Raw genomic sequence first — 25,179 nt, 5'->3', positions numbered from 1 at the left:
CCCCCCCCCCCCCCCCCCCCCCCCCCCCCCCCCCCCCCCCCCCCCCCCCCCCCCCCCCCCCCCCCCCCCCCCCCCCCCCCCCCCCCCCCCCCCCCCCCCCCCCCCCCCCCCCCCCCCCCCCCCCGCGTCAGGCGATCGCGCTGCGCTGCACTCGGACCCAGCCGGCCACCAGGGGCGCGAGCAACCACAGCGCCGTCGACGTGCCGACCTGCAACCACCCCTGACCGTCGAGCTCGCCGAGGTACATCGGGCCGGTGGTCGTCGTCAGGTCCAGCCAGTCGCGCACCCAGTCCAGCGCCGCGACAGTGCTCACCAGCACGGTGAACGCGGTCGGGAGGGCGAAGTACAGGACGATCGCCAGCGGCGAGCTCAGCAGCAGCAGGCCGAAGGCGACGCCGACGAGGACGTTGAGCACCTGCACGAGCAGCACCTGGACGACCTGGTCGACGTCGACCGACCACGAGGTCGGGTCGTCGGTCAGCACCGGGGTGAGGGCTGCCGCGAGGGCCGCGGCCGCCGCGCTGGCCAGGACGCCGAGCACGCCCAGGAGCACCGCCGCCCCGAGCTTGGCGACGATCACGCGGGAGCGCTGCGGCACGAGGGCGAAGGTGGTCAGGGCCGTGCGCTGCGACCACTCACTGGTGACCAGCAGGATGCCGACCACCGGCAGCAGCAGCGCCACCGGCAGCTGGGCGGCACCCAGGTACTCGGCGAACGTCTTCTCCGGCGCCTCCCCGAAGAACAGGATGAGGCCGGGGACGACGAGGGCGAGCAGCGCCACGACCAGGAGCAGCCACGCGCCGGCGCGGGTGTCGCGAGCCTTGCGCAGCTCGACGGCGACGAGCGTGGGCAGCGAGGGGGGCGGCACCTCGACGACGGGGAGGGTCGCGGTCACGAGCGGGCCTCCTGCACCGGAGCATCGGTCGGGACGGCGGCTCCGCCGTCGCCCGCGTGGGTGAGCGAGCGGAAGAGCTCCTCCAACCCCGCGCCCGAGGCGGCCCGCAGCTCCAGGAGGGGAATGCCGGCCCGGGCTGCCGCGATCCCCACTGCCTCCGCGTCGGCGCCGGCCAGCAGGGCGCCGTCATCATCCGTCTCGACCCGGACCCCGGCCGTGGTCAGCGCTCGCTGCAGCGCCTCGCGCTCACGGGCCCGGACGACGGTGCCCGCGCCGGCCAGCAGCTGCTCCTTCGCGCCCGCAGCGACGAGCCGGCCGCCGGCGATGACGACCAACCGGTCGGCGACGGCCTCCACCTCGCGCAGCAGGTGCGAGGACAGCAGCACCGTGCCGCCGCGGTCGGCGAACCCGCGCAGCAGGCCGCGCATCCAGAAGATGCCCTCCGGGTCCAGCCCGTTGGCCGGCTCGTCGAGCACGAGCACCCGCGGGTCACCCAGCAGGGCTGCGGCTATCCCCAGACGCTGCCGCATGCCGAGGGAGTACTTGCCCACCCGCTTGCCTGCCGCCGGGCCCGCCAGCCCCACCAGCTCCAGCACCTCGGCGACCCGGGTGCGCGGGACGCCGAGGACCATGGCCGAGAGGGTGAGCACCTCGTGGCCCGTCCGCCCGGAGTGCTGTGCCCCGGCGTCGAGCAGCACACCGACCTGCCGTCCGGCGTTGGGCAGGTCGCGGTAGCGACGGCCGGCGATCGTGGCCGAACCGGCGGTCGGCTCGGCCAACCCGCACAGCGCCCGCAGCGTGGTGCTCTTGCCGGCCCCGTTCGGCCCGAGGAAGCCGGTCACGGTTCCGGGCGGGCAGCTGAAGGACACGTCGGAGACGGCCAGCTGCGTGCCGTACCTCCGGGTCAGGTTCTCGATCTCGATCACGCGCTCACCCTCGCGCGCCGGGCCCTGCGGCCACATCGGCCACGGGTCGGGAACCGGCCGACTTCCGTCGCCCCTCGGCGGGGGTGGCACCGACCTTCGTCGGTGCCACGAGGCGCTCCCCGCCCGTAGCCTGACCCGGTGAGCACGGCGATCGGGCAGGCACGGAGCGGACCCGCGGGCGTGGACCACCCGTCGTTCGTCCCGGCTCGGCTGCTCGCCGACTCCCTCTCCCCCGACGCGGGTCCGGAGCGTCCGCGTGGCCGGGTGCGCCGCTCGCTGCGGGACTGGGTCGTCGACCTCTCGCTCTTCGTGCTGTCGGTGGGCCTGGGGTTGGTCTTCGTCGGCGAGGCCCTGAGCCGCCCGTCACCACCGCCGGACGGGCTGCTGCTCGCCGACCTGGTAGCCGGATCGCTCGGCTGCGCCCTCCTCTGGGGCCGTCGCCGGTGGCCCGTGGCGGTCGCACTCGTGCTGGCGCTCCTCGGGACGTTCTCCGACATGGCCGGGGTCGCGATCCTCATCTCCTTGTTCACGGTGGCCGTGCACCGTGCCTGGCCGAGCGTGCTCGGGGTCGCGGCGGTGAACCTCGCGTCGCTCGCCGTCTACGTACGGCTCCGCCCGGATCCCGACCTCTCCCCGCTGGTGCTCGCCGGTCTCGTCGTCGTGGCCACCGCCGCGGTGGTGGCCTGGGGCATGTTCGTGCGGGCGCGGCGCCAGCTCGTGGTGTCGCTGCGCGACCGTGCCGTCCGCGCCGAGACCGAGCAGCGGCTGCGCGTCGAGCAGGCGCAGCAGCTGGAGCGCACCCGCATCGCCCGCGAGATGCACGACGTCCTGGCCCACCGGCTCTCGCTGCTGAGCATGCACGCCGGCGCTCTGGAGTTCCGGCCCGATGCGCCACCGGCTGACGTCGCCGCGGCGGCCGGGGTCGTCCGGGCCAGCGCCCGCCAGGCCCTGGAGGACCTGCGGGAGGTGATCGGGGTGCTGCGCGAGTCGGCCGAACCGGGCGCCGTGGAGCGGCCTCAGCCGACGCTGGGGGACCTGCCGGCCCTGCTCGAGGAGTGTCGGCAGGCGGGTCTGCGGGTGCGGGCCCGCTACCGCCTCCCGGACCCGGCGCGCGTTCCGTCGTCGGCGGGGCGCGCGGCCTACCGCGTCGTGCAGGAGGCGCTGACCAACGTCCGCAAGCACTCGCCCGGCACCATCGCCGACGTGCTGGTCGAGGGAGCCGAGGGCTCAGGGCTCGCCGTCGAGGTGCGCAACCCGCCGTCGATCGGCGGCGACGCGCCCGCACCGCTGCCGGGCAGCGGGACCGGCCTGGTGGGCCTGCTCGAGCGGGTCAGCCTGGCCGGGGGCACGCTCGAGCACGGCTGGAGCGCCGACGGGCAGTTCCGCCTGCGCGCCTGGCTGCCCTGGGCCCCGCCGGCCGGGTCCGCGTGACGGGGGTGGCCGGAGCCGCGGGGGCCGACGTCCGGGTCCTGGTCGTCGACGACGACCCGCTGGTGCGCGCCGCGCTGGCGATGGTCCTCGGCGGCGCACCGGGCCTGACGCTGGTCGGTGAGGCGGCCGACGGCGACGAGGTGCCGGCAGCGGTGACGTCGGGGGCGCCCGACGTGGTGCTCATGGACATCCGGATGCCACGCGTCGACGGGCTGGCCGCCACGGAGCAATTGCAGCTGCGCACCGACCGGCCGCAGGTGATCGTGCTGACCACCTTCGACGCCGACGACCACGTGCTGCGTGCGCTGCGGGCCGGGGCCAGCGGCTTCCTGCTCAAGGACACACCCCCGGCGGCGATCGTCGACGCCGTCCGCCGGGTCGCCGACGGTGAGCCGATGCTCTCCCCCACCGTCACGCGGCAGCTGATGGCGCACGTCGCTGCGGCGGTGGCGCCCCCCGACGTGGCCGGCGAGCGCGCCCGTGCGCTGCTGACCGCGCTGAGCGAGCGCGAGCACGAGGTCGCCCTCGCGGTCGGGCGAGGGCTCTCCAACGCCGACATCGCTGCGGAGCTCTACATGAGCGTGGCGACGGTCAAGGCGCACGTCTCCCGGCTGCTGACCAAGTTGGAGGTGGCCAACCGGGTCCAGGTCGCGCTCGTGGTGCATGACGCCGGGCTGCTCTGAGCGCCGTCACCGGCGACGATCAGCCCACTGCCCGCTCGACGAGCGCGGTGATCTCCGCCTCGGCGGCCTCGTCCAGCTCCGTCAGCGCCCAGGAGGTCGCCCACATGCCGCCGTCGTCGAGCGTCGCGGTGTCATTGAAGCCGAACACCGAGTACCGGATCCGTCCATCTGCCCGCTGCGGAAGAAGCACACCACCTTCCCGCCCCGGGCGTACGCGGGCATGCCGTACCAGAGCTTGGCAGCCAGCTCCGGCGCGGCCACGGTGACGACGGCGTGCACCCGCTCGGCGAGCGCGCGGTGGGGCGCGGGCATCTCGGCGATCTTGTCCAGCACGTCCTGCGCCTCGGCGGCCGCCTTCCCTGCACCGCGACCGCGCCGTCCGGCGGTCTCCATCTCTGCCGCGCGCTGCTTGATCGCCTCGCGCTCCTCCGTGGACAGCCAGGCCATGGCCGGCTCCCTCCCCATCATCGCGGCGGGCGACCTGCCCGCCCCGATGACGCTGGTGACGACACCGCGGCCCGGGCTTCTCGATTCCTGACGGTCAGGGGCCGGGTTCTCCGGGGCCCCACCGGGGTAGGCGTCCGCGGACCGTGTAACCCGAGCCCCTGGAGGATGCCGTGACCGAGGGACGACCCGACACCGACGAGAGGCGCGAGCCGGGTGGCACGCCTTCCTCCGGCCCGCACGACCTGACCCGGCGGCCGCTCACGCCCGGGACGGGTGACGGGGGCGGAGCGCAGGCGATCCCCGGCGCCTACGAGGCCGACGAGGCGGAGCAGGAACGCGGCAAGGCGGTCAAGCCGGGCAATTGACCTCGGCGGTCCCGGCGCCGGCGCATGCGGTGCCGGCTCCTAGCGCTCCCGCCAGCGACGGCCCTGCAGCCACCACTGCAGCCGGGCGGTGATCCAGGGCAGCAGCAGGTAGGTCATGACCGGCGTCAGCGCGAGGGTCACGGCAAGCACGCGCAGCACCACGTGGACCTCCGCCAGCGCCGCTCCCAGCGTCACGGTGGCCAGCAGGTTCACCGGGAAGAAGACCAGCCAGATGGTCACCGCCTGCTTCCACCGCGGTGGAGCAGCCGGCGCGGGTGCAGGGCGCACCTCCTCCGCGACCGGTGAGTCGAACCAGCCCTCGATGCCGGTGCGCCGCTCGGTGCGGGTGACCTCGGCCAGCCCCTGCGCGGACCGCAACCACCACTGGCGTTCCGAGGAAGCCTCCCAGGCGGCCAACGTGGCCTGGTCGGCGAACCTCACGAGCATGTGCCACTCGTCGGCGTCCCGCCGGGAGCGGACCCAGCCGCCACCGAGGAAGCCGGAGAAGCCCTCCGCCATGCTGAGACCGGCACGGATCCACGCCGTCATCTCGCGCGCGTGCGCCGGGTCGGCGCGCCGCGTGAAGGACACCGTGACCGGGAGGTCGTCCCGCGTGACGGTGCTGGTCGTCGTCATGCCACCAGCATCGCTCGCGACGCGGGCCGGCGGGAGCCCCGCAGCGGTGTGAGCCCTGCCTCGGCCGACACCCCGGCCACTCCCCCGTCACGGCCAGGTCGGTGGGGTTGACTGCCGTCCGTGGAGGTCCTCGCCCGCTTCTGGAGCCGTGTGACGGCGACGGTGCCGGACCAATCGACGACGGTGCTGCTCGCCACGGCCGCGATCGCTGCGCTGCTCGTCCTCTCCCCCGCGCTGTGGCGGCCCGCCCGCAACGTGGTGACGATCGCCCACGAGGGGGCCCACGGGCTCGTGGCGCTCGCGGCCGGGCGGCGGCTGGCCGGCATCCGGCTGCACTCGGACACCTCGGGCCTGACCGTCTCCGCGGGTCGGCCGACGGGCCTGGGCATGGTGCTCACCTGCGCGGCCGGCTACACCGGGCCGGCGCTGTTCGGGCTCGGCGCCGCGGCGCTGCTCTCCGCCGGGCACGCCATCGGACTGCTCTGGGCGCTCCTCGTGCTGCTCGCGCTCCTGCTGGTGCAGATCCGCAACTGGTTCGGGCTGTGGTCCGTGCTCGCCACCGGTGCGGTGGTCTTCGGCGCGACCTGGTGGCTGCCGCCGGCGGGTCAGGCGGGGTTCGCGGCGGTCGCCACGTGGTTCCTCCTGCTGGCCGCGCCCCGCGCCGTGCTCGAACTCCAGCGCGCCCGGCGCCGTCGAGGTGCACGGGACTCCGACGCCGACCAGCTGGCCCGGCTGACCCCGTTCCCCGCGATCGTCTGGGTGGGCGTCTTCCTGCTCGTCGATGTTGGAGCGCTCGTTCTGGGCGCGAGGTGGTTGCTCATCTGAACCACGGCGACAGCTGATCTGTTGTTGGGGATAACGGAAGTGCGTCGCCGTCGCGCCGAGCGCGACGCCACCCGGGGCCCTGGGAGGCGCCCCGGACCGCACTCGGCTGCGGCTGCGGTGACAGAGCTCGCGAGCACCGACCCGCGGCCGGCGGGAGGGGCTCAGCCGCGGGCGCGGCGGCGTGGCTCGCAGCCCGGCGGCTGGTGCACCGGGGCGACCGCAGGGGCGGGCGGAACCTCGAGCACGACGTCGTCGTGGTCGACGCGGACCTGCCGCCCGTGGTGCCTGATGTCCAGCGGGTCCCCGTCGACCAGCCGGTAGGTGGCCCGCTCGCGTTCCACCGTGACGGTGAGCTTGCGTCCGCGGTAGACCACGCGGAACCGCAGCCGGCTGATCCGCTCCGGCAGCCGTGGCGCGAAGGACAGCTGACCGCCGTGATCACGCAGTCCGCCGAACCCGGCGACGGCGACGGTCCACCCTCCGGCCAGCGAGGCGATGTGCAGCCCGTGGCCGGAGTTGTGGTGCAGGTTCTGGATGTCGGTGAGCGCCGCCTCGGCCCAGTACTGGTGGGCGAGGTCGAGGTGGCCGGTCTCGGCGGCGACGACGGCCTGCTGGGTGGCCGACAACGACGAGTCGCGGGTGGTGCGCGCTTCGTAGTAGGCGAAGTCGGCGATCTTCTCCTCGAGGGTGAACGCGTCCCCCCGCAGGTGCAGGGCCATCACCAGGTCGGCCTGCTTGACCACCTGCTTCCGGTACAGCTCGAAGTAGGGGTAGTGCAGCAGCAGCGGGTAGTGCTCCCGCGGCGTCGCCTCGAAGTTCCACTCCTCGTGGTGGGTGAACCCGTCGGACTGCATGTGGACGCCGCGCTGGGTGTCGTAGGGCACCGCCATCAACGACGCCGCCCGCAGCCACTCCGCCACCTCGTCCTCCGTCACCGAGAGCCGGCCGGCCACCGCCGACTGACGGCGCACCGCGGCGGCGGCCTCACGCAGGTTCCGCTGCGCCATGAGGTTCGTGTAGACGTTGTTGTCCACGACGGCGGTGTACTCGTCGGGCCCGGTCACCCCGTCGATCCGGAAACCGTGCTCGGGGTCGAAGTGCCCCAGCGACGCCCAGAGCCGGGCGGTCTCGACGAGCAGCTCCGTGCCGTAGTCCCGGTCGAAGGCGTCGTCGAGGGTGGCGTCGTAGTAGCGGACGACGGCGTCGGCGATGTCGGCGTTGATGTGGAAGGCGGCGGTGCCGGCCGGCCAGTAGCCCGACGTCTCCTCGCCCCTGATCGTCCGCCATGGGAACGCGGCACCGCGCAGACCGAGCACCCGGGCCCGCTCCCGGGCGAGGCCCAGCGTGGTGTGCCGCCAGATGAGCGCGTCCCGGGCAGCGTGCGGTGCGGTGTAGGTGAGCACCGGCAGGACGTAGGTCTCGGTGTCCCAGAAAGTGTGCCCGTCGTAGCCCGGACCGGTCAGCCCCTTGGCCGGGATGGCCTGCCGCTCGCCGCGCAGCCCGGCCTGCAGGACGTGGAACATGCCCACCCGCACGGCCTGCTGCAGCTCGTCGTCCCCCTCGATCTCGACATCGGCCTCGTCCCAGTGCTGGGCCAGCAGTTCGCGCTGTTCCCGCAGCAGGCGCTCGAAGCCGGCCAGCTTCGCCGTCGCGAGCGCGGCCTCCACCTGGTCGCGCAGCGCTGCGCTGGAGCGGCGCGACGACCAGCCGTAGGCGAGGAACTTGACCAGCTTCAGCGACCCGCCGGGCGGGATGCGGGCGGCCAGGGTGTAGCGGGCGAGGTCCCCGGCGGCCTCGATGTCCTCGGTGCAGCTGTCGGGGACCTCGATGACGTGGTCCATGCCGGCGGCCATGCGCAGCCGGCTGCGGCGGGTGCGGTGCACGAGCACGGCGCGGCGGCCGCGACCGGCGGCGAGCTCGCACTCCAGCGGGTGGGCGAGGGCGGCGGCGGCGCGCGGATCGCGGTCGCCGTCGGGGGCGCCGTCATCGTTGGCCAGCAGGTCGGACTGCAGCGCGACGTAGAGGTCCCCGAGGTCGTCGGTGACCTCCACCTGGTACTCGATCGCGGCGATCGAGCGCCGGGCCAGGGAGACCAGGCGGGTGCTGGTGACGCGCACGGTCCGGCCGCTGGGCGAACGCCACTCGGTCGACCGCCGGAGCACCCCGGCGCGCAGGTCGAGGGTGCGCCGGTGGTCGATGACCTCGCCGTAGGTCAGGTCCAGTGGTGAGTCCCTCACCAGGAGCCGGATCAGCTTGCCGTCGGTCACGTTGACCACGGTCTGCCCCATCTCCGGGAAGCCGTAGCCGGCCTCGGCGTAGGGCAGCGGCCGCTCCTCGAAGAAGCCGTTGAGGTAGGTGCCCGGGACGACGACCGGCTCCCCCTCCTCCAGCGACCCGCGCATCCCGAGGTGACCGTTCGCCAGGGCGAACACCGACTCGTGCACGCCGAGGCTGTCGCGGTCCAGCCCGACCTCGGTGAGCGCCCAGGGTTCGACCGGGAAGACCGCCCGCCCCTCGGTCACGGCTTCTCCAGCAGCTCGACGAGGTCGGCCACGACCACGTCGGCGCCGGCGTCCCGGAGACCGTCGGCGTGCCCGACCCGGTCGACACCGACGACGTGGGCGAACCCGCCCGCCCGGCCGGCGGCCACCCCCGCCAGGGCGTCCTCGAAGACGACGGCCTCCTGCGGCGGCACGCCCAGGGCGTGGGCGCCGGCGAGGAAGGTGTCCGGGGCGGGCTTGCCCGCCAGCCCCCGCTCCCGAGCGACGACGCCGTCGATGCGGGCGTCGATCAGGTCGGCGAACCCGCCGGCGGCCACCACCTGCTCGCCGTTGGCCGAGGCGGTGACCACCGCGGTGGCCAGGCCCGCCTCCTTCACCGCGCGCAGGTACCGCACCGATCCCTCGTAGACCTCGACACCGTGCTCGGCCAACTCCGCCAGGACCAGCTCGTTCTTGCGCCCGGCCACCCCCTGCACGGTCGCCGCTTCCAGGGGGTCTCCCCGCTCGCCCTCCGGCAGCACGATGCCGCGGCTGGCGAGGAAGTCGCGGACTCCGTCGGCCCGGGGCTTTCCGTCGACGTACCGGTTGTAGTCGTCCTGCGTGAACTCCGGGGCCGCGGGGTCGCGCGACCGCAGGAAGTCGTCGAAGGTCCGCTTCCAGGCCGCCATGTGCACCGTCGCGGTCCGGGTGAGGACCCCGTCGAGGTCGAACAGGCAGGCCCGGACGCCATTCGGGAGACCGACCGATCGGGAGGTGAACACGCCGGCGACGCTACCGGCGACCGGGGACGCGCACGTGTCGGGACGGCGACGGCTGCGTGCCGGCACCGGTCCGACGGGCGCCGTGAGGCGTCGCTGCCTAGGGTCCGACGGGGGGACGCTCCGGCGGACCCGCCAGCCGTCGTACCGCTACCGAGGGAGAGGACCACCATGGCCGACCGGCCCACCCCGCCCAACCCCTACGACTTCCTGCCGCGGGTACCGGGCTTCACCGTGACCAGCAGCGACGTGTCCGACGGGCAGACGATGCCGACGCCCCACGTCAGCGGAGTCATGGGTGCCGGCGGCGAGGACCGCTCCCCGCAGCTGTCCTGGTCGGGCTTTCCCGACGGCACCCGCAGCTTCGCCGTCACGGTCTTCGACCCCGACGCCCCGACGGCCAGCGGCTTCTGGCACTGGGCGGTGGCGAACATCCCGGCGTCGGTGACCGAGCTGCCCTCGGGCGCCGGTGACAAGGACGCCCCGCAGCTCCCCGACGGCGCGGTGCAGCTGCGCAACGACGGCGGCTTCGCCGGGTACGTCGGTGCGGCTCCCCCGGCCGGGCACGGGCCGCACCGCTACTTCGTGGTGGTGCACGCCGTCGACACCGACCGGCTCGACGTCGACGCGAGCACCACGCCGGCGGTACTCGGGTTCAACCTCTTCTTCCACACGCTGGCGCGGGCCACCCTGGTCGTCACCTACGAGCAGGCCTGACCGGTCCGCAGCCGGGCACCTCCGCGCTGCGACGACCCACCGACCAGATGTGATCCAACGTTGAACCGATCCGCGCGCGGTGGGTACCGCGCGGGCATGGCGACGACGTCCTGCGGTCCCCCGGGCGCGACCGGCCCGGCGCGCGAGCCCCACCGGCACCGCGCCGGGCGGCTGGTCACCTCGCTCCCGGCGCTGCTGGTCGCCGTGCTCGTGGCCGCCGTGCTCGCCCCGGCCCCCGCCGGGGCTCGGGGTCCGTCACCGGAGGAGGTCGTCTCCGCCGTGGTGGACGCCTACGAGGTGGCCGGGACGCTCGCCGTGGCGGTGGCCCGGCAACCGGAGCCACCGGGCGACCACTCCCCCCGGTCGGCCGAGGCGGCCGCGGCGCGGATGGCCGCCTACCGCGCGGACAACGGGGAGGCGGCGCAGCGCCCGATCCCCGGGGCGTCGATGGTGAAGCTCTTCATGGCCGCGGACATCCTGCACCGCGCACGGGCGGGTCGCCTCGCGCTGGACCGCGAGGACTTCGCCCTGCTGCAGGCCATGATCCGGCGGTCCGACGATCCCGCCGCCTCGCAGCTGTGGGTGCGGTACGGCGGGCCACGGATGGTGGTCGACGTCGCCGAGCGGTACGGGCTCTCGAGCACCCATCCGCCGGCCGAGGCCGGGCAGTGGGGCCGGACGCTGACCAGCGCCCGGGACCTGGCCCGGTTCCTGACGCTGCTCCCCGCGCTCGCACACCCCGCGGACGCGTCGGCGCTGTTGGCGTGGATGCGGCTGGCGACACCCACGGCGGCCGACGGCTTCGACCAGGAGTTCGGCGTCTTCGGGGCCGTTCCCGGGCGCCCCGCGGTCAAGCAGGGCTGGATGTGCTGCGTCGACGACAACCGCCACCTGCACTCGGTCGGGGTGATCGGGCGCAGGGTGGTGGTCCTGCTCAGCGAGGTCCCGGCGTCGGTGGGCTACGACGAGGCCCGCGCCGCCCTGGACGCCGCGGCGGCCGAGCTGCCCTCGGCCCGGGACTCCTGACCTCCGGGCTCAGTCCTGCGGGAGCTCGGCCACGGCCGTGGTCGCGACGCGGGCGAACCCGATGCGCTCGTACACCCGCGCCACGTCGTCGTCACCGGCAGCCAGGAAGACCAGGTCGGCGGTCTCCCGGGCGTGCGCGGCCAGCGCCGAGGCGACGCCGGCGCCCAGCCCGCGGCCGCGCAGCCGCGGCAGCGTCGCGACCCCGACGATCTCGCTGACCTCGGTGCCGTCGACGTCGACGGGCTGGTGGGAGCCGACCGCGACCGGCTGGCCGTGCTCGATGGCGACCATCATCACCGTCCGGCCGTCGGCGATCCGCTCGCGCAGGACGGCGGTCCGCCGCTGCGCCTCCGCCGACGACTCCAGTGGGACCTCGTGCACGTCGGCGGCGCCGCCGGGGTGGGCGAACGCCAGCGCGGCGACGTGCTGGTAGTGCGGCAGCTCCGGGTCGTCGGCGCCGACCAGGAAGAGCCGGACCCCGGCCGGGAGGACGACGTCGACGGGGTCGGCGGCCACGAGCAGCGGAAGCTCCTCGACGGTCATCCCGACGGCTCGGACGGCGACCCCCACCTCCGGCGAGCACTCCAGGATCCACTCCAGCGCCGCCGGCACCCCCGCGGCCTGCTGCAGCGCGATCGCGGCGCGCACGTCCTCGGCGGTCACCTCGTCGCCGCCGCGGCGCGGGCGGGCCGGATAGGGCCAGGCGGGATCGGCGAGCGGGACGTCCAGCGCCCCGGCGGCCTCGATCCGCGCGTCCGGCTGGGGCGCGGCGGCGAAGTAGCGCTCGATGCACTCGAGCGTTCCCGGACGGGTCGGCACGCCAGAACACTAGACCCGCCCCGGCCTGGCGGGCCCCCGCCCACCCGCCGGCCGCTGCCGGCCACCCGCCCGGGTGACCCCGCGCGCACGCCGCCGGCGGGGTGGACGGCACGATGGGGCGCGTGACGGCTGGCACTCGAGGCTCCATCTCGCCCTATGCGGCGTTCGACCGCGACTCGTGGCGAGCGCTCGCGGCGGGCACGAGCCTGCCGTTGGACGCGGCGGAGCTGGAGGACCTGGCCTCGCTGGGTGACCGCATCGACCTGGACGAGGTGGCCACCGTCTACCTGCCGCTGGCCCGGCTGCTGAGCCTGCACGTGACGGCCAGCCGTCGGCTGTGGGCCGCGCAGAGCGAGTTCCTGGGCGACACCACCGCCAAGGTGCCGTTCGTCATCGCCGTCGCCGGCAGCGTCGCCGTCGGCAAGAGCACCACGGCCCGGCTGCTGCAGACGCTGCTCGCGGCCACGCCGGGCGCCCCCCGGGTCGACCTGGTGACGACCGACGGATTCCTCCTCCCCAACGCCGTACTGGAGGAGCGCGGCCTGCTCGGCCGGAAGGGGTTCCCGGAGAGCTACGACCGCCGGGCACTGCTGCGTTTCCTGGCCGACGTGAAGTCCGGCCGCGAGGAGGTGTTCGCGCCGGTGTACGACCACCAGTCCTACGACATCGTGCCCGGACGGGTGCAGGCGGTCGACCGACCGGACATCCTCGTGCTCGAGGGGCTCAACGTGCTGCAGGCCGGACGCCGCACGGACGGTTCCGCGCCCGACATCTTCCTCTCGGACTTCTTCGACTTCTCCGTCTACGTCGACGCCGCCGAGGCCGACATCCAGCGCTGGTACGTCGAGCGGTTCCTGGCGTTGCGCCGGACGGCGTTCCAGGACGCCACGGCCTACTTCCACCGCTTCGCGGCGCTGACCGACGACCAGGCGCGGGAGACGGCGCTGGGCATCTGGTCGGCGGTGAACGGGCCGAACCTGCGGGACAACATCGCACCCACCCGGTCCCGCGCCCGCCTGGTGCTGCAGAAGTCCGCCGACCACTCGGTCCGCAGGGTCCTGCTGCGCAAGCTCTGACCACGCGACACGCCGCCGGCACCGGCGCACCCACCCGAGCCCGGCAACCGCCAGGGCAGGACCTGACGACCCCGACGAGTGAGACTGTGACCCGCCTCACGTGACCTGGGGGCACCGACGTGCCGACACTGTTGATGTCCGGTGATCGGACAAGTACAGCCAGTGACTGCCGGTGTTCCCCGGCGAAACGGATGTGAGCTCCCATGTGCACCCACCGCACCCCGTGCCCCGAGCCCGCCAGCGAGGCCCGCGACCTCGCCGCCGTGGTGCGCAGCCGCCCCGAGCAGGGGTGGCGGCTGCTCTGCAACGGCGTCGTCCTGTTCGACGACGACGGTGAGCTGCTGCCCGACGGCCAGGCCGTTCCCGACCACCACGTCTGGCTGGCGCCGGAGCCCGTCGGCGCGTAGCCGCCGCCCGCCTCGCGACCCGCGGCGTCGCCCGAGCCCCCCGTCGATCCGGCGGGGGGCTCGGGGCCTCAGCGGGCGGCGCCCACGACGTCGGCGGTGGTTCCCAGGTCGTCGGGCGCCCCCTGTGCCCGGTCGGGCACTGCGCCGGGCACCTCCTGCGGCTCCGGCTCGGCGAACGCCTCCGGCGGCGGGCAGGAGCAGACCAGGTTCCGGTCACCGTAGGCCTGGTCGATGCGGCGCACGGGGCTGAGGTAGCCGCGACCCCGCAGCGCCGGCACGGGGAACACCGCCTCGCTGCGCGGGTAGGGCCGGCCCCACTCCCCCGCCACCATCGACAAGGTGTGCGGGGCGTTGCGCAGCGGGTTGTCCTCCCGGTCGTACTCGCCGGTGGCCACCTTCTCGATCTCCCCGCGGATGTGCACCATCGCGTCGACGAACCGGTCCAGCTCGGCCTTGTCCTCGCTCTCGGTCGGCTCCACCATGAGCGTCCCGGCGACCGGGAAGCTCATCGTCGGGGCGTGGAAGCCGAAGTCGATGAGCCGCTTGGCGATGTCGTCGTTGGTGACGCCGGAGGCCTTCGTCAGCGGGCGGATGTCGAGGATGCACTCGTGGGCCACGAGCCCGTTCGTCCCGGTGTAGAGCACCGGGTAGTGCTCGCGCAGCCGGGTGGCCACGTAGTTGGCCGCGAGGATCGCGTGCTGGGTGGCCCGGGTCAGGCCGTCGGGTCCCATCAACCGCATGTAGGCCCAGGAGATCGGCAGGATGTCCGCCGAGCCCCAGGGGGCGGCGGAGACGACCGGACCGGAGGTGCCGGTGTCCACGACCGGATGCCCGGGCAGGAACGGCACCAGGTGCTCGCGCACGGCGACCGGGCCGACGCCGGGGCCGCCGCCGCCGTGCGGGATGCAGAAGGTCTTGTGCAGGTTCAGGTGGCTGACGTCGGAGCCGAACCGGCCGGGCCGCGCGAGCCCCACCATGGCGTTGAGGTTGGCCCCGTCGACGTAGACCTGCCCGCCGGCGTCGTGCACGGCGGCGCAGATCTCCTGGATGTCGGTCTCGAAGACGCCGTGGGTCGACGGGTAGGTGATCATGATCGCGGCCAGCCTGTCGGCGTGCTGGTCGACCTTGGCGCGCAGGTCGGCGAGGTCGACGTTGCCCGCCTCGTCGCAGGCCACCACGACCACCCGCATGCCCGCCATCACCGCGCTCGCGGCGTTCGTGCCGTGCGCCGAGCTGGGGATCAGGCAGACGTCGCGCAGCTCCTCGCCCCGGCTGCGGTGGTAGCCGCGGATGGCCAGCAGCCCGGCGAACTCCCCCTGCGACCCGGCGTTGGGCTGCACGCTCACCGCGGCGTAGCCGGTGACCTCGGCCAGGCCGGCGCACAGCTCCTCGATCAGCCGGGCGTAGCCGCGGGCCTGGTCGGCGGGCGCGAACGGGTGCAGGTTCGCGAACTCCGGCCAGGTGATCGCGGCCATCTCGGTGGCCGCGTTGAGCTTCATCGTGCACGAGCCCAGCGGGATCATCGTGCGGTCCAGCGCCAGGTCCTTGTCGCCCAGCGAGCGCAGGTAGCGCAGCATCGCGGTCTCCGAGCGGTGCGCGGCGAAGACCGGATGGGTGAGGAAGGGCGTCCGGCGACGCAGCTCCGGCGGCAGCGCATCGGCCCCGTCGTCGGCCAGGGCCGCGTCGTCCGCGGCCACGCCGAACGCCGCGGCGACGTCCCGGAGGACCGCCGGCGTCGTCGTCTCGTCACAGGCGACGGCGACGGTGTCGGCGTCGACCTGGCGCAGGTTGATCCGGCGCTGCGCGGCGGCGGCGACCACCTCCGCCGCCCGTCCGGGCACGGAGACGCAGACGGTGTCGAAGAAGCGCTCGTGCACCAGCCGCAGGCCGCCGGCGGTCAGCCAGCCGGCCAGCGCGGTCGCGCTGCGGTGCACCCGCGCCGCGATCGCCGTCAGGCCCTCGGGGCCGTGGTAGACGGCGTACGCGCCGGCCATCACGGCCAGCAGCACCTGGGCGGTGCAGATGTTGCTGGTGGCCTTCTCCCGGCGGATGTGCTGCTCGCGGGTCTGCAGGGCCAGGCGGTAGGCGACGTCGCCGTCGGCGTCCACGGAGACGCCCACCAGTCGGCCGGGCAGCTGCCGCGCCAGGCCTTCGCGCACGGAGAGGTAGCCGGCGTGCGGCCCGCCGAAGCCCATGGGGACGCCGAAGCGCTGGGTCGTGCCGCAGGCGACGTCGGCGCCCCACTCCCCCGGCGCCTCCAGCAGCGTGAGCGCGAGCAGGTCCGCGGCGACGACCACCGAGGCCCCCGCCTCGTGCGCGGCCGCGGCGAGCGCCCGGTGGTCGCGGACCGCGCCGCTGGCACCCGGGTAGGACAGCAGCACGCCGAACGCCCCCGCCTCGGGGAGATCCGTGGGCCAGCCGTCCGACAGGTCGGCGACGTGCAGGCGGATGCCGAGCGGCTCGGCGCGGGTCTGCAGCACGCCGAGGGTCTGCGGCAGCGTGTCGGCGTCGACGACGAAGACCGCGTCCGCCGTGGCGCGGCCGGCGCGCCGCACCAGCGTCATCGCCTCGGCGGCGGCCGTCGCCTCGTCCAGCATCGAGGCACCGGCGACCGGCAGGCCGGTCAGGTCGGCGACGGTGGTCTGGAAGTTGATCAGGGCCTCGAGCCGCCCCTGGCTGATCTCGGGCTGGTACGGCGTGTAGGCGGTGTACCAGGCCGGGTTCTCCAGCACCGTCCGCTGGATCACCGGCGGGGTGACGGTGCCGGAGTAACCGAGGCCGATCATCGAGGTGAAGACCTCGTTGGCCGCGGCGCGCTCGCGCAGCAGCCCGAGGACGGCGGCCTCACTCTCCGCGGGCGGCAGGTCGAGCGGCGCCCGGTCGCGCACGCCCTCGGGGATGCAGGCGTCGACCAGCGACTCCAGCGACGGGTGCCCGACGACCTCGAGCATCGCCGCGGTGTCGCCGGGGCGTGGCCCGATGTGGCGGCCGGTGAAGGAGCCGGCGGGGTCGAGGGCGTTCAACGAGGGCAGCGGCCCGGCGAACGGTGCGGAGGTCTTCCCGGTGGACGCGGCGGCGCGGTCGGTCACTGCTCGGACGGTACCAGCGGGCCCGTCCCCGCGATCGCGTGCGCGCCGGGCCCGAGCGGGCGACCCGGGCAGCAGAGAGCCCCGCCCACGACCGCGGACGGGGCTCGTCGCGTTGAACTACGCCGTCGCGGCGCGGCGCCGGCGGCGCATGGAGAGCTCGTCGTCGGACGGGACGACCTGGCCACCGTCGATCCGCTCGGCCGGCAGCTCCGCCAGCTCACCGGAGAGTTCCCGCAGCGCGCCGGACACCGCGATCCCGAAGACGCCCTGACCGCCGGCCAGCAGGTCGACGACCTCCTCCGCGGAGGTGCACTCGTACACCGTCGCCCCGTCGGAGAAGAGCGTGACGTTCGCCAGCTCCTTCACCCCGCGCTGGCGCAGGTGGTCGACGGCCTTGCGGATGTTCTGCAGCGAGACGCCGGTGTCCAGCAGGCGCTTGACGACCTTGAGCACCAGGATGTCGCGGAAGGAGTACAGCCGCTGGGTACCCGACCCGGTGGCGCTGCGGACCGACGGGGACACCAGGCCGGTGCGCGCCCAGTAGTCCAGCTGGCGGTAGGTGATGCCGGCAGCGGCGCAGGCGGTCGGACCGCGGTAACCGACCAGGTCGGTGTCGACCTGGTCGTACTGCGGCGCCCCGACGGCGGCGTCGCTGAACAGCTGACCCTGCGAGCCGTTGCCCTGGTCGCTCACGTCCAGCGTCCTCCTCTGTCCCGCCACCGGAGCGGCAGGTCGACGGCTCCACACCCCCGGACCTCAGGTGTCACACCGTTGTTGTTCGCTGACGGTAAGCCGGGCCCGGAGGCCGGTCAACTGAGCGGGGCGGCGTGTCGTCACACCAGCACCATTTCGGGTGATGGTCGGGCACGGGCCTGCCGATAGGACCTGGAGGCCCACCTGACGCCCGCCCGGGCGCATGCGCTCCGGGCCGGCGTCGACCGGCTAGGCCGACCCGCCGCCGGAGCCCGAGCCGGCACCGAAGTCCTCCGGCGAGATCTGGTCGAGGAACTCGCGGAACTTCTCGACCTCGTCCTCCTGCTCGTCGGGGATCTCGATGCCCACCTCGTCCAGCAGGTCCTCGGCCCCGAAGATCGGCGCCCCGGTGCGGACGGCGAGCGCCACGGCGTCCGAGGGGCGGGCGCTGACCACCCGGTCGTCACCGAAGACCAGCTCGGCGATGTAGATGCCGTCGCGCATCTCGGTGATGTTGACCGCCTCCAGCTCCGCGCCGAGGGTGCGCACCACCTCCCGGAGCAGGTCGTGCGTCATGGGCCGGGCGGGACGCACGCCCTGCTGCTCGAACGCGATCGCCGCCGCCTCGACGGCGCCGATCCAGATCGGCAGGTAGCGCTCGCCCTGCGTCTCCTTCAGCAGCAGGATCGGCTGGTTGCCGGGCAGTTCGACGCGGACACCGACGACTCGAAGCTCCTGCACGGTGGCTGCTCCCTCGGCTGCGGCCCGCGGTCGGGCGGGCGGATCGGACAGGCGGCCGGCGACTGCCGGGACATCGGTCGGGCGCGGACGGCGACGGCGTCCACGGTACGCCGCCCTCAGGGGCGCAGGAGGTCGCGCAGCCGCGTCTCGAGCAGGGCCGTGTGCAACTGCGCGGAGAGCGCGGCCAGCTCCTGCAGCTTCTCGGTGGCCCGTGTCCGGGCCTCCTCCGACCGCGCCCGCAGGACGGGGGCGACGAGCTGCTCGACGAGGCCGGCCTCGCGCTCCACGGCGCTGCGGTAGACCCGCAGGTGCCGCGGCTCGATGCCGTGCCGGGCCAGCCCCGCCGCCGCCCGGGCGATGGGGAGGTCCGCGGCAGGGTGCCGGCCGTCGGCGTCGGTGCTGAGCAACCCGAACTGCACGCAGTCGGCGAGCTGCTCGGGCTCCAGCCCCGCGGCCCGGGCGAACTGCTCGGCGGTCAACGGGGCCGCGGCCCCCTCCTCGGTGGAGGCGGGGGGCAGCGGCGCCGACGCGCCACCGGTGCCGGGCAGCGGCTCACCGCGGTCCAGCGCGTCCAGGTGGTCCTTGATCACCCGCAGCGGCAGGTAGTGGTCGCGCTGCGCGGTGAGCACGTACCGCAGCCGGCTCACGTCCGCCCGGGAGAACTTGCGGTACCCCGACGGCGTGCGCTGCGGGTGGACCAGGTCCTCGGACTCCAGGTAGCGGATCTTGCTGATCGTCACGTCGGGGAAGTCGTCGCGCAGCACTGCCAGCACCTCGCCGATGGTCAGGCGCGGCGCGTGCTGGTCGCCGGCGTCCCCGAGCGCACGTTCGCGCTCGGGCACGGCGGTCACGCCCCTCTCTCCCCGGGACGCCCTGTCGGTGTCCCGGTCCGCGGTCCCCACATGCGGAAGATCGCCGGTCGGCGCACTAGCGAGCGGCCGGCTCGCCCGTGCGCGGGCCGGTCAGGTACACCAGGCGGAACTTGCCGATCTGCACCTCGTCGCCACCGGCCAGGGTGGCGACGTCGACGGGCTCGCGGTTGACGTAGGTGCCGTTGAGGCTGCCGACGTCGTGCACCGAGAAGCCCCCGCCCTCGCGGTGGAACTCGACGTGCCGGCGGCTGACGGTGACGTCGTCGAGGAAGATGTCGCTGTCGGGGTGCCGACCGGCCGTGGTGACGTCCTGGTCGAGCAGGAACCGGCTCCCGGCGTTGGGGCCGCGCTTGACCACCAGCAGGGCCGAACCGGCCGGCAGCGACTCCACGGCGCCCGCGTGCGCGTCCGCAGCCTCGGTGACCTCGGGCTGCTCGCCGGACTCCTCACCGCCGACCTTCGGGATCACGCTGGTGGCCTCGCCGACGCGCTCGGGGGCCAGCGCCGCACCGCACTGCGCGCAGAAGCGACTGCCCTCGGGGTTCTCGTGGCCACATCGAGTGCAGTGCACGTTGCGTCTCCTCCGGTGCGAGGGGCCCGCCGCGGACCTGGAACTGGCCGCGGGCGGCCGGCGGACGGTGGGCCGGGCGGCCCGCCGTGGGTCGGCCGCCGCGGGGGCGGCGGACCGTGGGTCATGGAACCAGCCGGTCGGCCCGAGGGTCAACCGGAGGTGCAGGGCCGGGGGGCGGGTTCACCGCAGGTGCCCCGCTGTTCCCAGCCCCACGCGATCATAGTGATCGATGCCGGGAGTCAGCCTCCCGGCGGGCCGGTCACGAGCCGTCGACCACGGCCTGGTAGGCGTCGGCGTCGAGCAGCTGCCCGATCGGGTCGCCGCCCTCCCCCGGCACGGCGATGTCGACCAGCCAGCCCGCGCCGTACGGGTCCGCGTTGATGGTCTCCGGGGCATCGGTGAGGCGGTCGTTGACCGCCGCCACGACGCCCGCCACCGGCGCGTAGACGTCGGAGACCGACTTGGTGGACTCCACCTCGCCGATCGGGGCGCCGGGGGCCACCTCGGCCCCCACCTCGGGCAGCTGCACGAAGACGATGTCCCCCAGGGCGTCCTGGGCGTGGTCGGTGATGCCGACCCGGACGACGGTGGACGTGCCGTCGGTCCCCTGCACCAGCGCCCACTCGTGCTGGTCGGTGTAGCGGCGGTCGTCGGGCGTGGCCATGCGGGCGATCGTCTCCCGGTGAGGTGATGGAACGGCCTCGGTGCAGGGGCCCACCTCGGGCGGAGCGAGAGGTGGGGGCACCGAGGTCCTTAGTCGGTCTCGGGCGAAGCGTATTGAGGGCGGTCCAACGGCCGCAACGCGTCCACGACGAGCAAGGGCGACTGGGCGATCTCCACCCAGCCGCCACGCCGCTCGATCCGCTGCACCACTCCGCCGGGGATGTTCATGGCCGTCGCCATGCTCTGGGGATCCCCCAGGACCACGAACTCGTACGGCGAGCGCAACGACGTCCCGTCGACACGGAGGTCGCCGGTCGTCCCGGTGACGGCGCTGGACAGCCCGATGCGGACGTCGTCGACCTGCATCGTCTCCGCGCCGGCCCCGCGCAGTTCCTGGATCACGTCGAGGAGGTCGGACACCCGGACGGCCCCAGCGGGGTCGCTGACGGAGAGGGCGATGCCAGGCCCCTGCGCCGGCAGCGTGCCGCCCAGGATGCCGAGGGCCTCGGCGCGGCGGCGGGCCTCCTGCAACGCGGCCCCGGTCTGGCTGCCCGAGCCGTTGAGCTCGCGCAGCGCCGCCCGCTGCTCCGTCAGCTGGGCCCGCAACCGCTCCTCCCGGCTGTTGAGCTCGTCGAGGATGCGCACGAGGTCCTCCTCGCGCGCGCCGGCCAGCATCTGCGCCTCGTCGGCGTTGCGCACCTGGACCGCGAGCGCGAACCCGAGCAGGAGGGTCAGCACGCCGATGAGCGCCGCCGCCAGGCGATCGGGGCGCCGCCGCGCGGCCGGGTCGGGAGGCGCGCCGGCGGCGTCGGGCCCGCCCGGTCCCGCGGCAGCTCCCGGTGGGGCGGGTGGCCGGTCCGCCGTCACGCGCGGAAGACGTGCCGCCGGATGGCGGCCGCGTTGCCGAAGATGCGGATGCCGAGCACCACGACGACCGCCGTGGACAGCTGCGCGCCCACCCCCAGCTGGTCGCCCAGGAAGACGATGAGCGCGGCCACCACCACGTTGGAGACGAACGAGATCACGAACACCTTGGCGTCGAAGATGCCGTCGAGCCGGGCCCGGAAGCCGCCGAACACGGCGTCGAGGGCGGCCACGACGGCGATCGGCAGGTAGGGCTGCAGCCACAGCGGGACGGTCGGGTCGAAGAGGAGGCCGAGCAGGACGCCTGCGGCGAGACCGAGGATCGGGATCACGTCGTCAGCCTCCGGGGCTGGGCTCGGTGCCGGGGACCCGGCGGGGGGTGACGGGCTCGGCGAAGCGCAGCTCCGGCGGGTTGGCGGCCGGCAGGGACAGCTCGTCCTCCTTGGCGAACTCGAACCGCAACCCCGCGGACGCGGAGAACGAGGCCAGCGCACGCACCTCGGGGTTGGCGAGGAAGGCGTTGGCCAGCGCGTCGGGGTCGCCGATGGCGCTGACCCGGTAGGGGTTGGTGACCGGGCGGAAGTCGACGAGCACCGCCTCGCCGGCGAACCGGATGGCGCTGGTGGGGCCGAGGCGCTGGCCGTTGATGCTGATCGCCTCGGCGCCGGCGGCCCAGAGCGCGTTCACCACGAGCTGCAGGTCGCCGTCGGCCACCTGCACGTTCCGGGCATCCGCGGCGCTCCCGGCGAGCGGGTCGTCGTCGGCCTCGGCCTCGGCGTTGGCCAGCGTGACGAGCAGCCCCGGCCCGGCGACGGCGACGGCGGCGGTGCCCTGCTCGGCCCGCGCGAGGGCGTCCAGCGCGCGCTGCCCCACCGCCGTGGCGGCGAGCAGCTCGTCGCTGGTCCGGCTGACCTCGGCGCGCAGCTCCTCGAGCCGCGCGGTCAGGTCGTCGCTGAGGGCCGACTCGTCCTGGATGTCGCTGACCAGCGCCTCGCGGATCTCCTGCCGTCCCTGCGCCTTGGCGGCGGCCTGGTCGTAGGTGACCGCGGCCAGCAGGCCCGCGGCGGCCATCGTGAGCGCGACCAGGACCCGCCCCCGGCCTCGCCGGGGTGCCTCTCCCCCGGCCTTGCGCGCGGCCGCGTCGGCGTAGGCAGGGTCGAGGGTCTCGGCGAGGACGTCGTCGAGCAGGGAGGCCCCCAGCGAGCGGACGCCACCGGCCGGGCGCGTGCCGGTCACGGCGAGTTCCGGGAGGCCGCCGCCCGGTCCGCGGCGAGCAACCCCACGACCTGGACGACGTAGAAGATGCCGGCCAGCAGGTAGAGCGCCGTGCCCCAGATGGTGAGCGCCCAGGCGAACGGCGCGGCGACGGTGGCCAGCGGACCGTTCCCGTCGGCGAGCAGCAGCACCGGGAAGGCGTAGAGCAGCAGGAGCGTGGCCGCCTTGCCCAGGTAGTGCACCTGCAGCGGCGGGTAACCGTGCGCCCGCAGGAGCAGCAGCATGAGGCCGAGGACGAGCTCCCGGCCCAGCAGCAGCGCCACCAGCCACACGGGCACGACCTCGCGCAGCGCCAGCGCGACCAGGGTGGAGACGATGTAGAGCCGGTCCGCGGCCGGGTCCAGCAGGGCACCCAGGCGGCTGCCCTGGTCCAGCCAGCGGGCGAGCTTGCCGTCGAGCCAGTCGGTGAAACCGGAGACCATGAGGACCACGAGGGCCCAGCCGTCCTCCTCCGGGCCCAGCAGGAGCCACAGGAACAACGGCACGCCGAGCAGCCGCAGCACCGACAGCGCGTTCGGGAGCGTCCAGACGCGGTCCGGAAGGGCCTGGCGGTCGGGCAGCGCGGCCGGCGTCGTCCGGGACGGGGGTACGGGTACGGCAGCCGACGGCCCGTTCGACGACGTCACGTTCCCTCCAGTGCCAGCACGACCGTGCCCGAGGCTAGTAGAAGGACCCCTTGCCCCCCACCACTCGCCTGCTCGCGGCGGGTCCCTGCCGGGAGCCACCGGCCCCCTCGTCGCTCGCAGGCTCGCGGCGGGCCTCCGGACGGGCCACGGCGGGCCCGCCCACTCGCCGGGACGGCGTCGCTCAGGCCGGCACGGCGACCGCCGCGGGAGCCGGCTCGTACCCGAGTGGGCGGCGGTCGAAGGCGCCGGTGCCGTGCGTGACCGATCGCAGCACGCCGGGGTAGCCCAGCAGCTCGGCCTCCGGCACCTCGGCGTGCACGGTGGCCCGGTCCCGGCCCGGGTCGGCCTCGGTACCCGTCACCCGCGCCCGGCGGGACGACAGGTCGCTCATCACCGCGCCCACGAACTCGGCCGGAACCCGGACGCGGATCTCGCACCAGGGCTCCAGGATCCGGGTGCCGGCCGCGTTCGCCAGCTCCCGCAGGGCCAGGGCGCCGGCGGCCTGGAAGGCGGCGTCGGAGGAGTCCACCGAGTGGGCCTTGCCGTCGACGAGGGTCAGCCGGACGTCGACGAGCGGCCGGTCACCGGTCACCCCGCGCGCGGCCTGCGCGCGGATGCCCTTCTCGACGCTGGCGTGGAACTGGACGGGCACGGTGCCACCGACGATGCGCTGCTCGAAGACGATCCCGGAGCCCGGCTCCCCCGGCTCCCCCTCGACGACGACGACGGCGTACTGGCCGTGCCCGCCGGACTGCTTGACGTGCCGGCCGGTCACCCGCGCCGGGCCGCGGAGCGTCTCCACCAGGGGGACCCGCACCGGGGCCGGGGTGACGGCGACGCCGTGGCGGCTGCGCAGCCGCTCCAGCAGCACCTCGGCGTGCGCGTCCCCCACGCACCAGAGCAGGAGCTGCCCGGTGTCGGGACGCCGCTCCAGCCGGACGGTGGGGTCCTCCGCGACGAGCCGGGCCAGGGCCGTGGCCAGCCGGTCCTCGTCACCGCGGGAAGCAGCCTCCACCGCCACCGGCAGCTGCGGCACCGGCAGTTCCCACGGGGGGACCAGCCGGGGTTCCTCCGGCGAGCTCAACGTGTCGCCGGTCTCGGCCGTCGCCAGCCGGCCGACCGCGCAGACGTCGCCGGCGGGGCACGCCGCGACCGGCCGCAACGCGGAGCCCAGCGGTGCGGAGAGGACGCCGATCCGCTCGTCGGCGTCGTGGTCGGGATGCCCCCGCTCCGCGAGCCCGTGGCCGGAGACGTGCACGGCGACGTCCGGTCGCAGGGTGCCGGAGAAGACGCGGACCAGCGAGATCCGGCCGACGTAGGGGTCGGTGGTCGTGCGGACCACCTCGGCGACGAGCGGGCCGTCGGGGTCGCACTGCAGCGGCGGCGCGGGTGACCCGTCGGGCCGGGTGACCGGCGGGCACCCGTGCTCGGTCGGCGAGGGGAGGGCGGCCACGACGAGCTCGAGCAGTTCGTCGATGCCGACCCCGGTGAGCGGGGCGGCGCAGAGGACGGGGTGGAAGTGCCCGCGGGCGACGGCCGTCTCCAGGTCGGCCAACAGGTCGGGGACGGCGAGCTCGTCGCCGGCGAGGTAGCGCTCCATGAGGGTCTCGTCCTCGCTCTCGCCGATGATCCCCTCGATCAGCTCGGCGCGGAGGCGGTCGGCGTCCTGGTCGCCGGTGCGGGCGGCGTCGAGATGCGGCTCCAGGAGCGAGACCAGGCCGCGCGCGGCGCCGTCCGGCCCGCGGTCGACCAGGTGCACCGGGTACACCCCCTCCCCCAGCATGAGCTGGCAGAGACGCACGGCCTCGGCGACGTCGGCACGCGGCCGGTCGATCTGGGTGAGCACCACGGCGCGTGGCAGGCCCACCGCGGCGCACTCCTCCCACAGCTGGACGGTGCCGGCGTCCACCCCGCTCACGGCGGAGACCACGAAGAGCGCCGAGTCGGCCGCCCGCAGCCCCGCTCGCAGCTCGCCGACGAAGTCGGGGGAACCCGGGGTGTCGAGGAGGGTGATCCGGTGGCCGTCGTGCTCGACGGCGGCCACGCCCAGGGAGACCGACCGCTGCTGGCGGATCTCCACCTCCTCGGTGTCCAGGCAGGTGGTCCCCTCCTCCACCCGCCCGGCGCGCGGGACGGCCCCGGTGGCCGCGAGCAGCGCCTCCGCCAGCGTCGTCTTGCCGGCGCCGGCCCGGCCGACGAGGGCCACGTTGCGCACCAGCGCGGGCGGGCGGGGAGCGGGAGCCGGGGGGATGTCCTTGCCCATGGACCGACCT

At 74.8% G+C, this 25,179-nt stretch carries 27 protein-coding genes; 9 read left to right on the top strand and 18 right to left on the bottom strand.

Annotated elements, in window-relative coordinates; genetic code table 11:
* Positions 1–127: 127 nt before the first annotated feature.
* On the bottom strand, positions 128–895 hold the full coding sequence (locus ACI79K_RS15150) for a hypothetical protein (RefSeq protein WP_456600089.1): 768 nt from the start codon (positions 893–895) through the stop codon (positions 128–130).
* Positions 892–1,821: an ABC transporter ATP-binding protein gene (locus ACI79K_RS15145; protein ID WP_456591309.1), complete on the bottom strand. Its 930-nt coding sequence runs from the start codon at positions 1,819–1,821 to the stop codon at positions 892–894. Before ACI79K_RS15145 ends, ACI79K_RS15150 begins: the two co-directional genes overlap by 4 nt.
* Positions 1,822–1,959: 138 nt before the next feature.
* Between ACI79K_RS15145 and ACI79K_RS15140 the strand changes: the two genes are divergently transcribed.
* Positions 1,960–3,252 carry a sensor histidine kinase gene (locus tag ACI79K_RS15140; RefSeq protein ID WP_456590847.1) on the top strand — a complete coding sequence of 431 codons (1,293 nt, stop codon included), beginning with the start codon at positions 1,960–1,962 and terminating at the stop codon, positions 3,250–3,252.
* Positions 3,253–3,257: 5 nt separating this feature from the next.
* Entirely contained in the window at positions 3,258–3,935 is a 678-nt protein-coding gene (locus ACI79K_RS15135; protein ID WP_456600088.1) for a response regulator, read from the top strand.
* 19 nt (positions 3,936–3,954) lie between these two features.
* Here the strand turns inward: ACI79K_RS15135 and ACI79K_RS15130 are convergent, their stop codons facing one another.
* On the bottom strand, positions 3,955–4,083 hold the full coding sequence (locus ACI79K_RS15130) for a hypothetical protein (RefSeq protein WP_456600087.1): 129 nt from the start codon (positions 4,081–4,083) through the stop codon (positions 3,955–3,957).
* An 87-nt stretch (positions 4,084–4,170) separates the two neighbouring features.
* Here ACI79K_RS15130 and ACI79K_RS15125 point away from each other — a divergent pair, with 87 nt between their 5' ends.
* Positions 4,171–4,473, top strand: coding sequence for a hypothetical protein (locus ACI79K_RS15125; RefSeq protein ID WP_456600086.1), 303 nt, complete (start codon positions 4,171–4,173; stop codon positions 4,471–4,473).
* A 79-nt stretch (positions 4,474–4,552) separates the two neighbouring features.
* Positions 4,553–4,747 carry a hypothetical protein gene (locus ACI79K_RS15120; protein ID WP_456595678.1) on the top strand — a complete coding sequence of 65 codons (195 nt, stop codon included), beginning with the start codon at positions 4,553–4,555 and terminating at the stop codon, positions 4,745–4,747.
* A gap of 39 nt (positions 4,748–4,786) precedes the next feature.
* Here the strand turns inward: ACI79K_RS15120 and ACI79K_RS15115 are convergent, their stop codons facing one another.
* Positions 4,787–5,383, bottom strand: coding sequence for an antibiotic biosynthesis monooxygenase (locus tag ACI79K_RS15115; protein ID WP_456590843.1), 597 nt, complete (start codon positions 5,381–5,383; stop codon positions 4,787–4,789).
* A 120-nt stretch (positions 5,384–5,503) separates the two neighbouring features.
* On the opposite strand from ACI79K_RS15115, the gene ACI79K_RS15110 reads away from it, so the two are divergent.
* Positions 5,504–6,208 (top strand): M50 family metallopeptidase, encoded by a 705-nt coding sequence (locus tag ACI79K_RS15110; RefSeq protein ID WP_456600085.1) that lies wholly within the window; start codon positions 5,504–5,506, stop codon positions 6,206–6,208.
* A 161-nt stretch (positions 6,209–6,369) separates the two neighbouring features.
* Here ACI79K_RS15110 and ACI79K_RS15105 read toward each other — a convergent pair whose 3' ends face one another.
* Both ACI79K_RS15105 and ACI79K_RS15100 read right to left on the bottom strand, forming a co-directional pair.
* Complete coding sequence (locus tag ACI79K_RS15105) at positions 6,370–8,730, bottom strand: glycoside hydrolase family 65 protein (protein WP_456600084.1); 2,361 nt, start codon at positions 8,728–8,730, stop codon at positions 6,370–6,372.
* On the bottom strand, positions 8,727–9,470 hold the full coding sequence (locus ACI79K_RS15100) for a beta-phosphoglucomutase family hydrolase (RefSeq protein WP_456600083.1): 744 nt from the start codon (positions 9,468–9,470) through the stop codon (positions 8,727–8,729). The genes ACI79K_RS15105 and ACI79K_RS15100 overlap by 4 nt, the downstream gene beginning before the upstream one ends.
* 168 nt (positions 9,471–9,638) lie before the next feature.
* Here ACI79K_RS15100 and ACI79K_RS15095 point away from each other — a divergent pair, with 168 nt between their 5' ends.
* Together ACI79K_RS15095 and ACI79K_RS15090 are read left to right on the top strand one after the other, a co-directional pair.
* Entirely contained in the window at positions 9,639–10,184 is a 546-nt protein-coding gene (locus tag ACI79K_RS15095) for a YbhB/YbcL family Raf kinase inhibitor-like protein (RefSeq protein ID WP_456600082.1), read from the top strand.
* Positions 10,185–10,280: 96 nt separating this feature from the next.
* A complete protein-coding gene (locus ACI79K_RS15090) occupies positions 10,281–11,210 on the top strand; it encodes a serine hydrolase (RefSeq protein ID WP_456600081.1) in 930 nt (309 codons plus the stop codon).
* 9 nt (positions 11,211–11,219) lie between these two features.
* Here ACI79K_RS15090 and ACI79K_RS15085 read toward each other — a convergent pair whose 3' ends face one another.
* The gene (locus ACI79K_RS15085; RefSeq protein ID WP_456590837.1) at positions 11,220–12,029 is read right to left on the bottom strand and encodes a GNAT family N-acetyltransferase; all 810 of its coding nucleotides are present in this window, start codon (positions 12,027–12,029) and stop codon (positions 11,220–11,222) included.
* Between the two features lie 113 nt (positions 12,030–12,142).
* Between ACI79K_RS15085 and coaA the strand changes: the two genes are divergently transcribed.
* Positions 12,143–13,105, top strand: coding sequence for a type I pantothenate kinase (gene coaA, locus ACI79K_RS15080; RefSeq protein ID WP_456590836.1), 963 nt, complete (start codon positions 12,143–12,145; stop codon positions 13,103–13,105).
* 203 nt (positions 13,106–13,308) lie between these two features.
* Positions 13,309–13,512, top strand: a complete 204-nt coding sequence (locus ACI79K_RS15075) for a DUF5999 family protein (RefSeq protein WP_456590835.1) — start codon at positions 13,309–13,311, stop codon at positions 13,510–13,512.
* Positions 13,513–13,580: 68 nt separating this feature from the next.
* Here the strand turns inward: ACI79K_RS15075 and gcvP are convergent, their stop codons facing one another.
* The 11 genes from gcvP to ACI79K_RS15020 all read right to left on the bottom strand — a co-directional run bounded on the left by gcvP (position 13,581) and on the right by ACI79K_RS15020 (position 25,169).
* A complete protein-coding gene (gene gcvP / locus ACI79K_RS15070; protein ID WP_456600080.1) occupies positions 13,581–16,601 on the bottom strand; it encodes an aminomethyl-transferring glycine dehydrogenase in 3,021 nt (1,006 codons plus the stop codon).
* Positions 16,602–16,718: 117 nt separating this feature from the next.
* On the bottom strand, positions 16,719–17,294 hold the full coding sequence (locus tag ACI79K_RS15065) for a MerR family transcriptional regulator (RefSeq protein WP_456590833.1): 576 nt from the start codon (positions 17,292–17,294) through the stop codon (positions 16,719–16,721).
* 249 nt (positions 17,295–17,543) lie between these two features.
* On the bottom strand, positions 17,544–18,035 hold the full coding sequence (locus ACI79K_RS15060) for a bifunctional nuclease family protein (RefSeq protein ID WP_456590832.1): 492 nt from the start codon (positions 18,033–18,035) through the stop codon (positions 17,544–17,546).
* Between the two features lie 116 nt (positions 18,036–18,151).
* On the bottom strand, positions 18,152–18,886 hold the full coding sequence (gene ftsR, locus ACI79K_RS15055) for a transcriptional regulator FtsR (protein ID WP_456590831.1): 735 nt from the start codon (positions 18,884–18,886) through the stop codon (positions 18,152–18,154).
* Between the two features lie 76 nt (positions 18,887–18,962).
* The gene (gene odhI, locus ACI79K_RS15050) at positions 18,963–19,478 is read right to left on the bottom strand and encodes an oxoglutarate dehydrogenase inhibitor Odhl (protein WP_456590830.1); all 516 of its coding nucleotides are present in this window, start codon (positions 19,476–19,478) and stop codon (positions 18,963–18,965) included.
* A 259-nt stretch (positions 19,479–19,737) separates the two neighbouring features.
* Positions 19,738–20,142: a glycine cleavage system protein GcvH gene (gene gcvH / locus ACI79K_RS15045; protein ID WP_456590829.1), complete on the bottom strand. Its 405-nt coding sequence runs from the start codon at positions 20,140–20,142 to the stop codon at positions 19,738–19,740.
* An 89-nt stretch (positions 20,143–20,231) separates the two neighbouring features.
* Positions 20,232–21,008 (bottom strand): DUF881 domain-containing protein, encoded by a 777-nt coding sequence (locus ACI79K_RS15040; RefSeq protein WP_456600079.1) that lies wholly within the window; start codon positions 21,006–21,008, stop codon positions 20,232–20,234.
* Positions 21,005–21,337: a small basic family protein gene (locus ACI79K_RS15035; RefSeq protein ID WP_041775731.1), complete on the bottom strand. Its 333-nt coding sequence runs from the start codon at positions 21,335–21,337 to the stop codon at positions 21,005–21,007. Before ACI79K_RS15035 ends, ACI79K_RS15040 begins: the two co-directional genes overlap by 4 nt.
* 4 nt (positions 21,338–21,341) lie before the next feature.
* Positions 21,342–22,241, bottom strand: a complete 900-nt coding sequence (locus ACI79K_RS15030) for a DUF881 domain-containing protein (protein WP_456590827.1) — start codon at positions 22,239–22,241, stop codon at positions 21,342–21,344.
* Entirely contained in the window at positions 22,238–22,906 is a 669-nt protein-coding gene (locus ACI79K_RS15025) for a CDP-alcohol phosphatidyltransferase family protein (RefSeq protein WP_456600078.1), read from the bottom strand. Before ACI79K_RS15025 ends, ACI79K_RS15030 begins: the two co-directional genes overlap by 4 nt.
* A gap of 181 nt (positions 22,907–23,087) precedes the next feature.
* Complete coding sequence (locus ACI79K_RS15020; protein ID WP_456600077.1) at positions 23,088–25,169, bottom strand: elongation factor G-like protein EF-G2; 2,082 nt, start codon at positions 25,167–25,169, stop codon at positions 23,088–23,090.
* Positions 25,170–25,179: the final 10 nt, after the last annotated feature.

Source organism: Blastococcus sp. SYSU DS0616 (assembly GCF_054051015.1).
The sequence above is the reverse complement of the archived record's forward strand: the minus strand, read 5'-3'. Positions and strand labels throughout refer to the sequence as shown.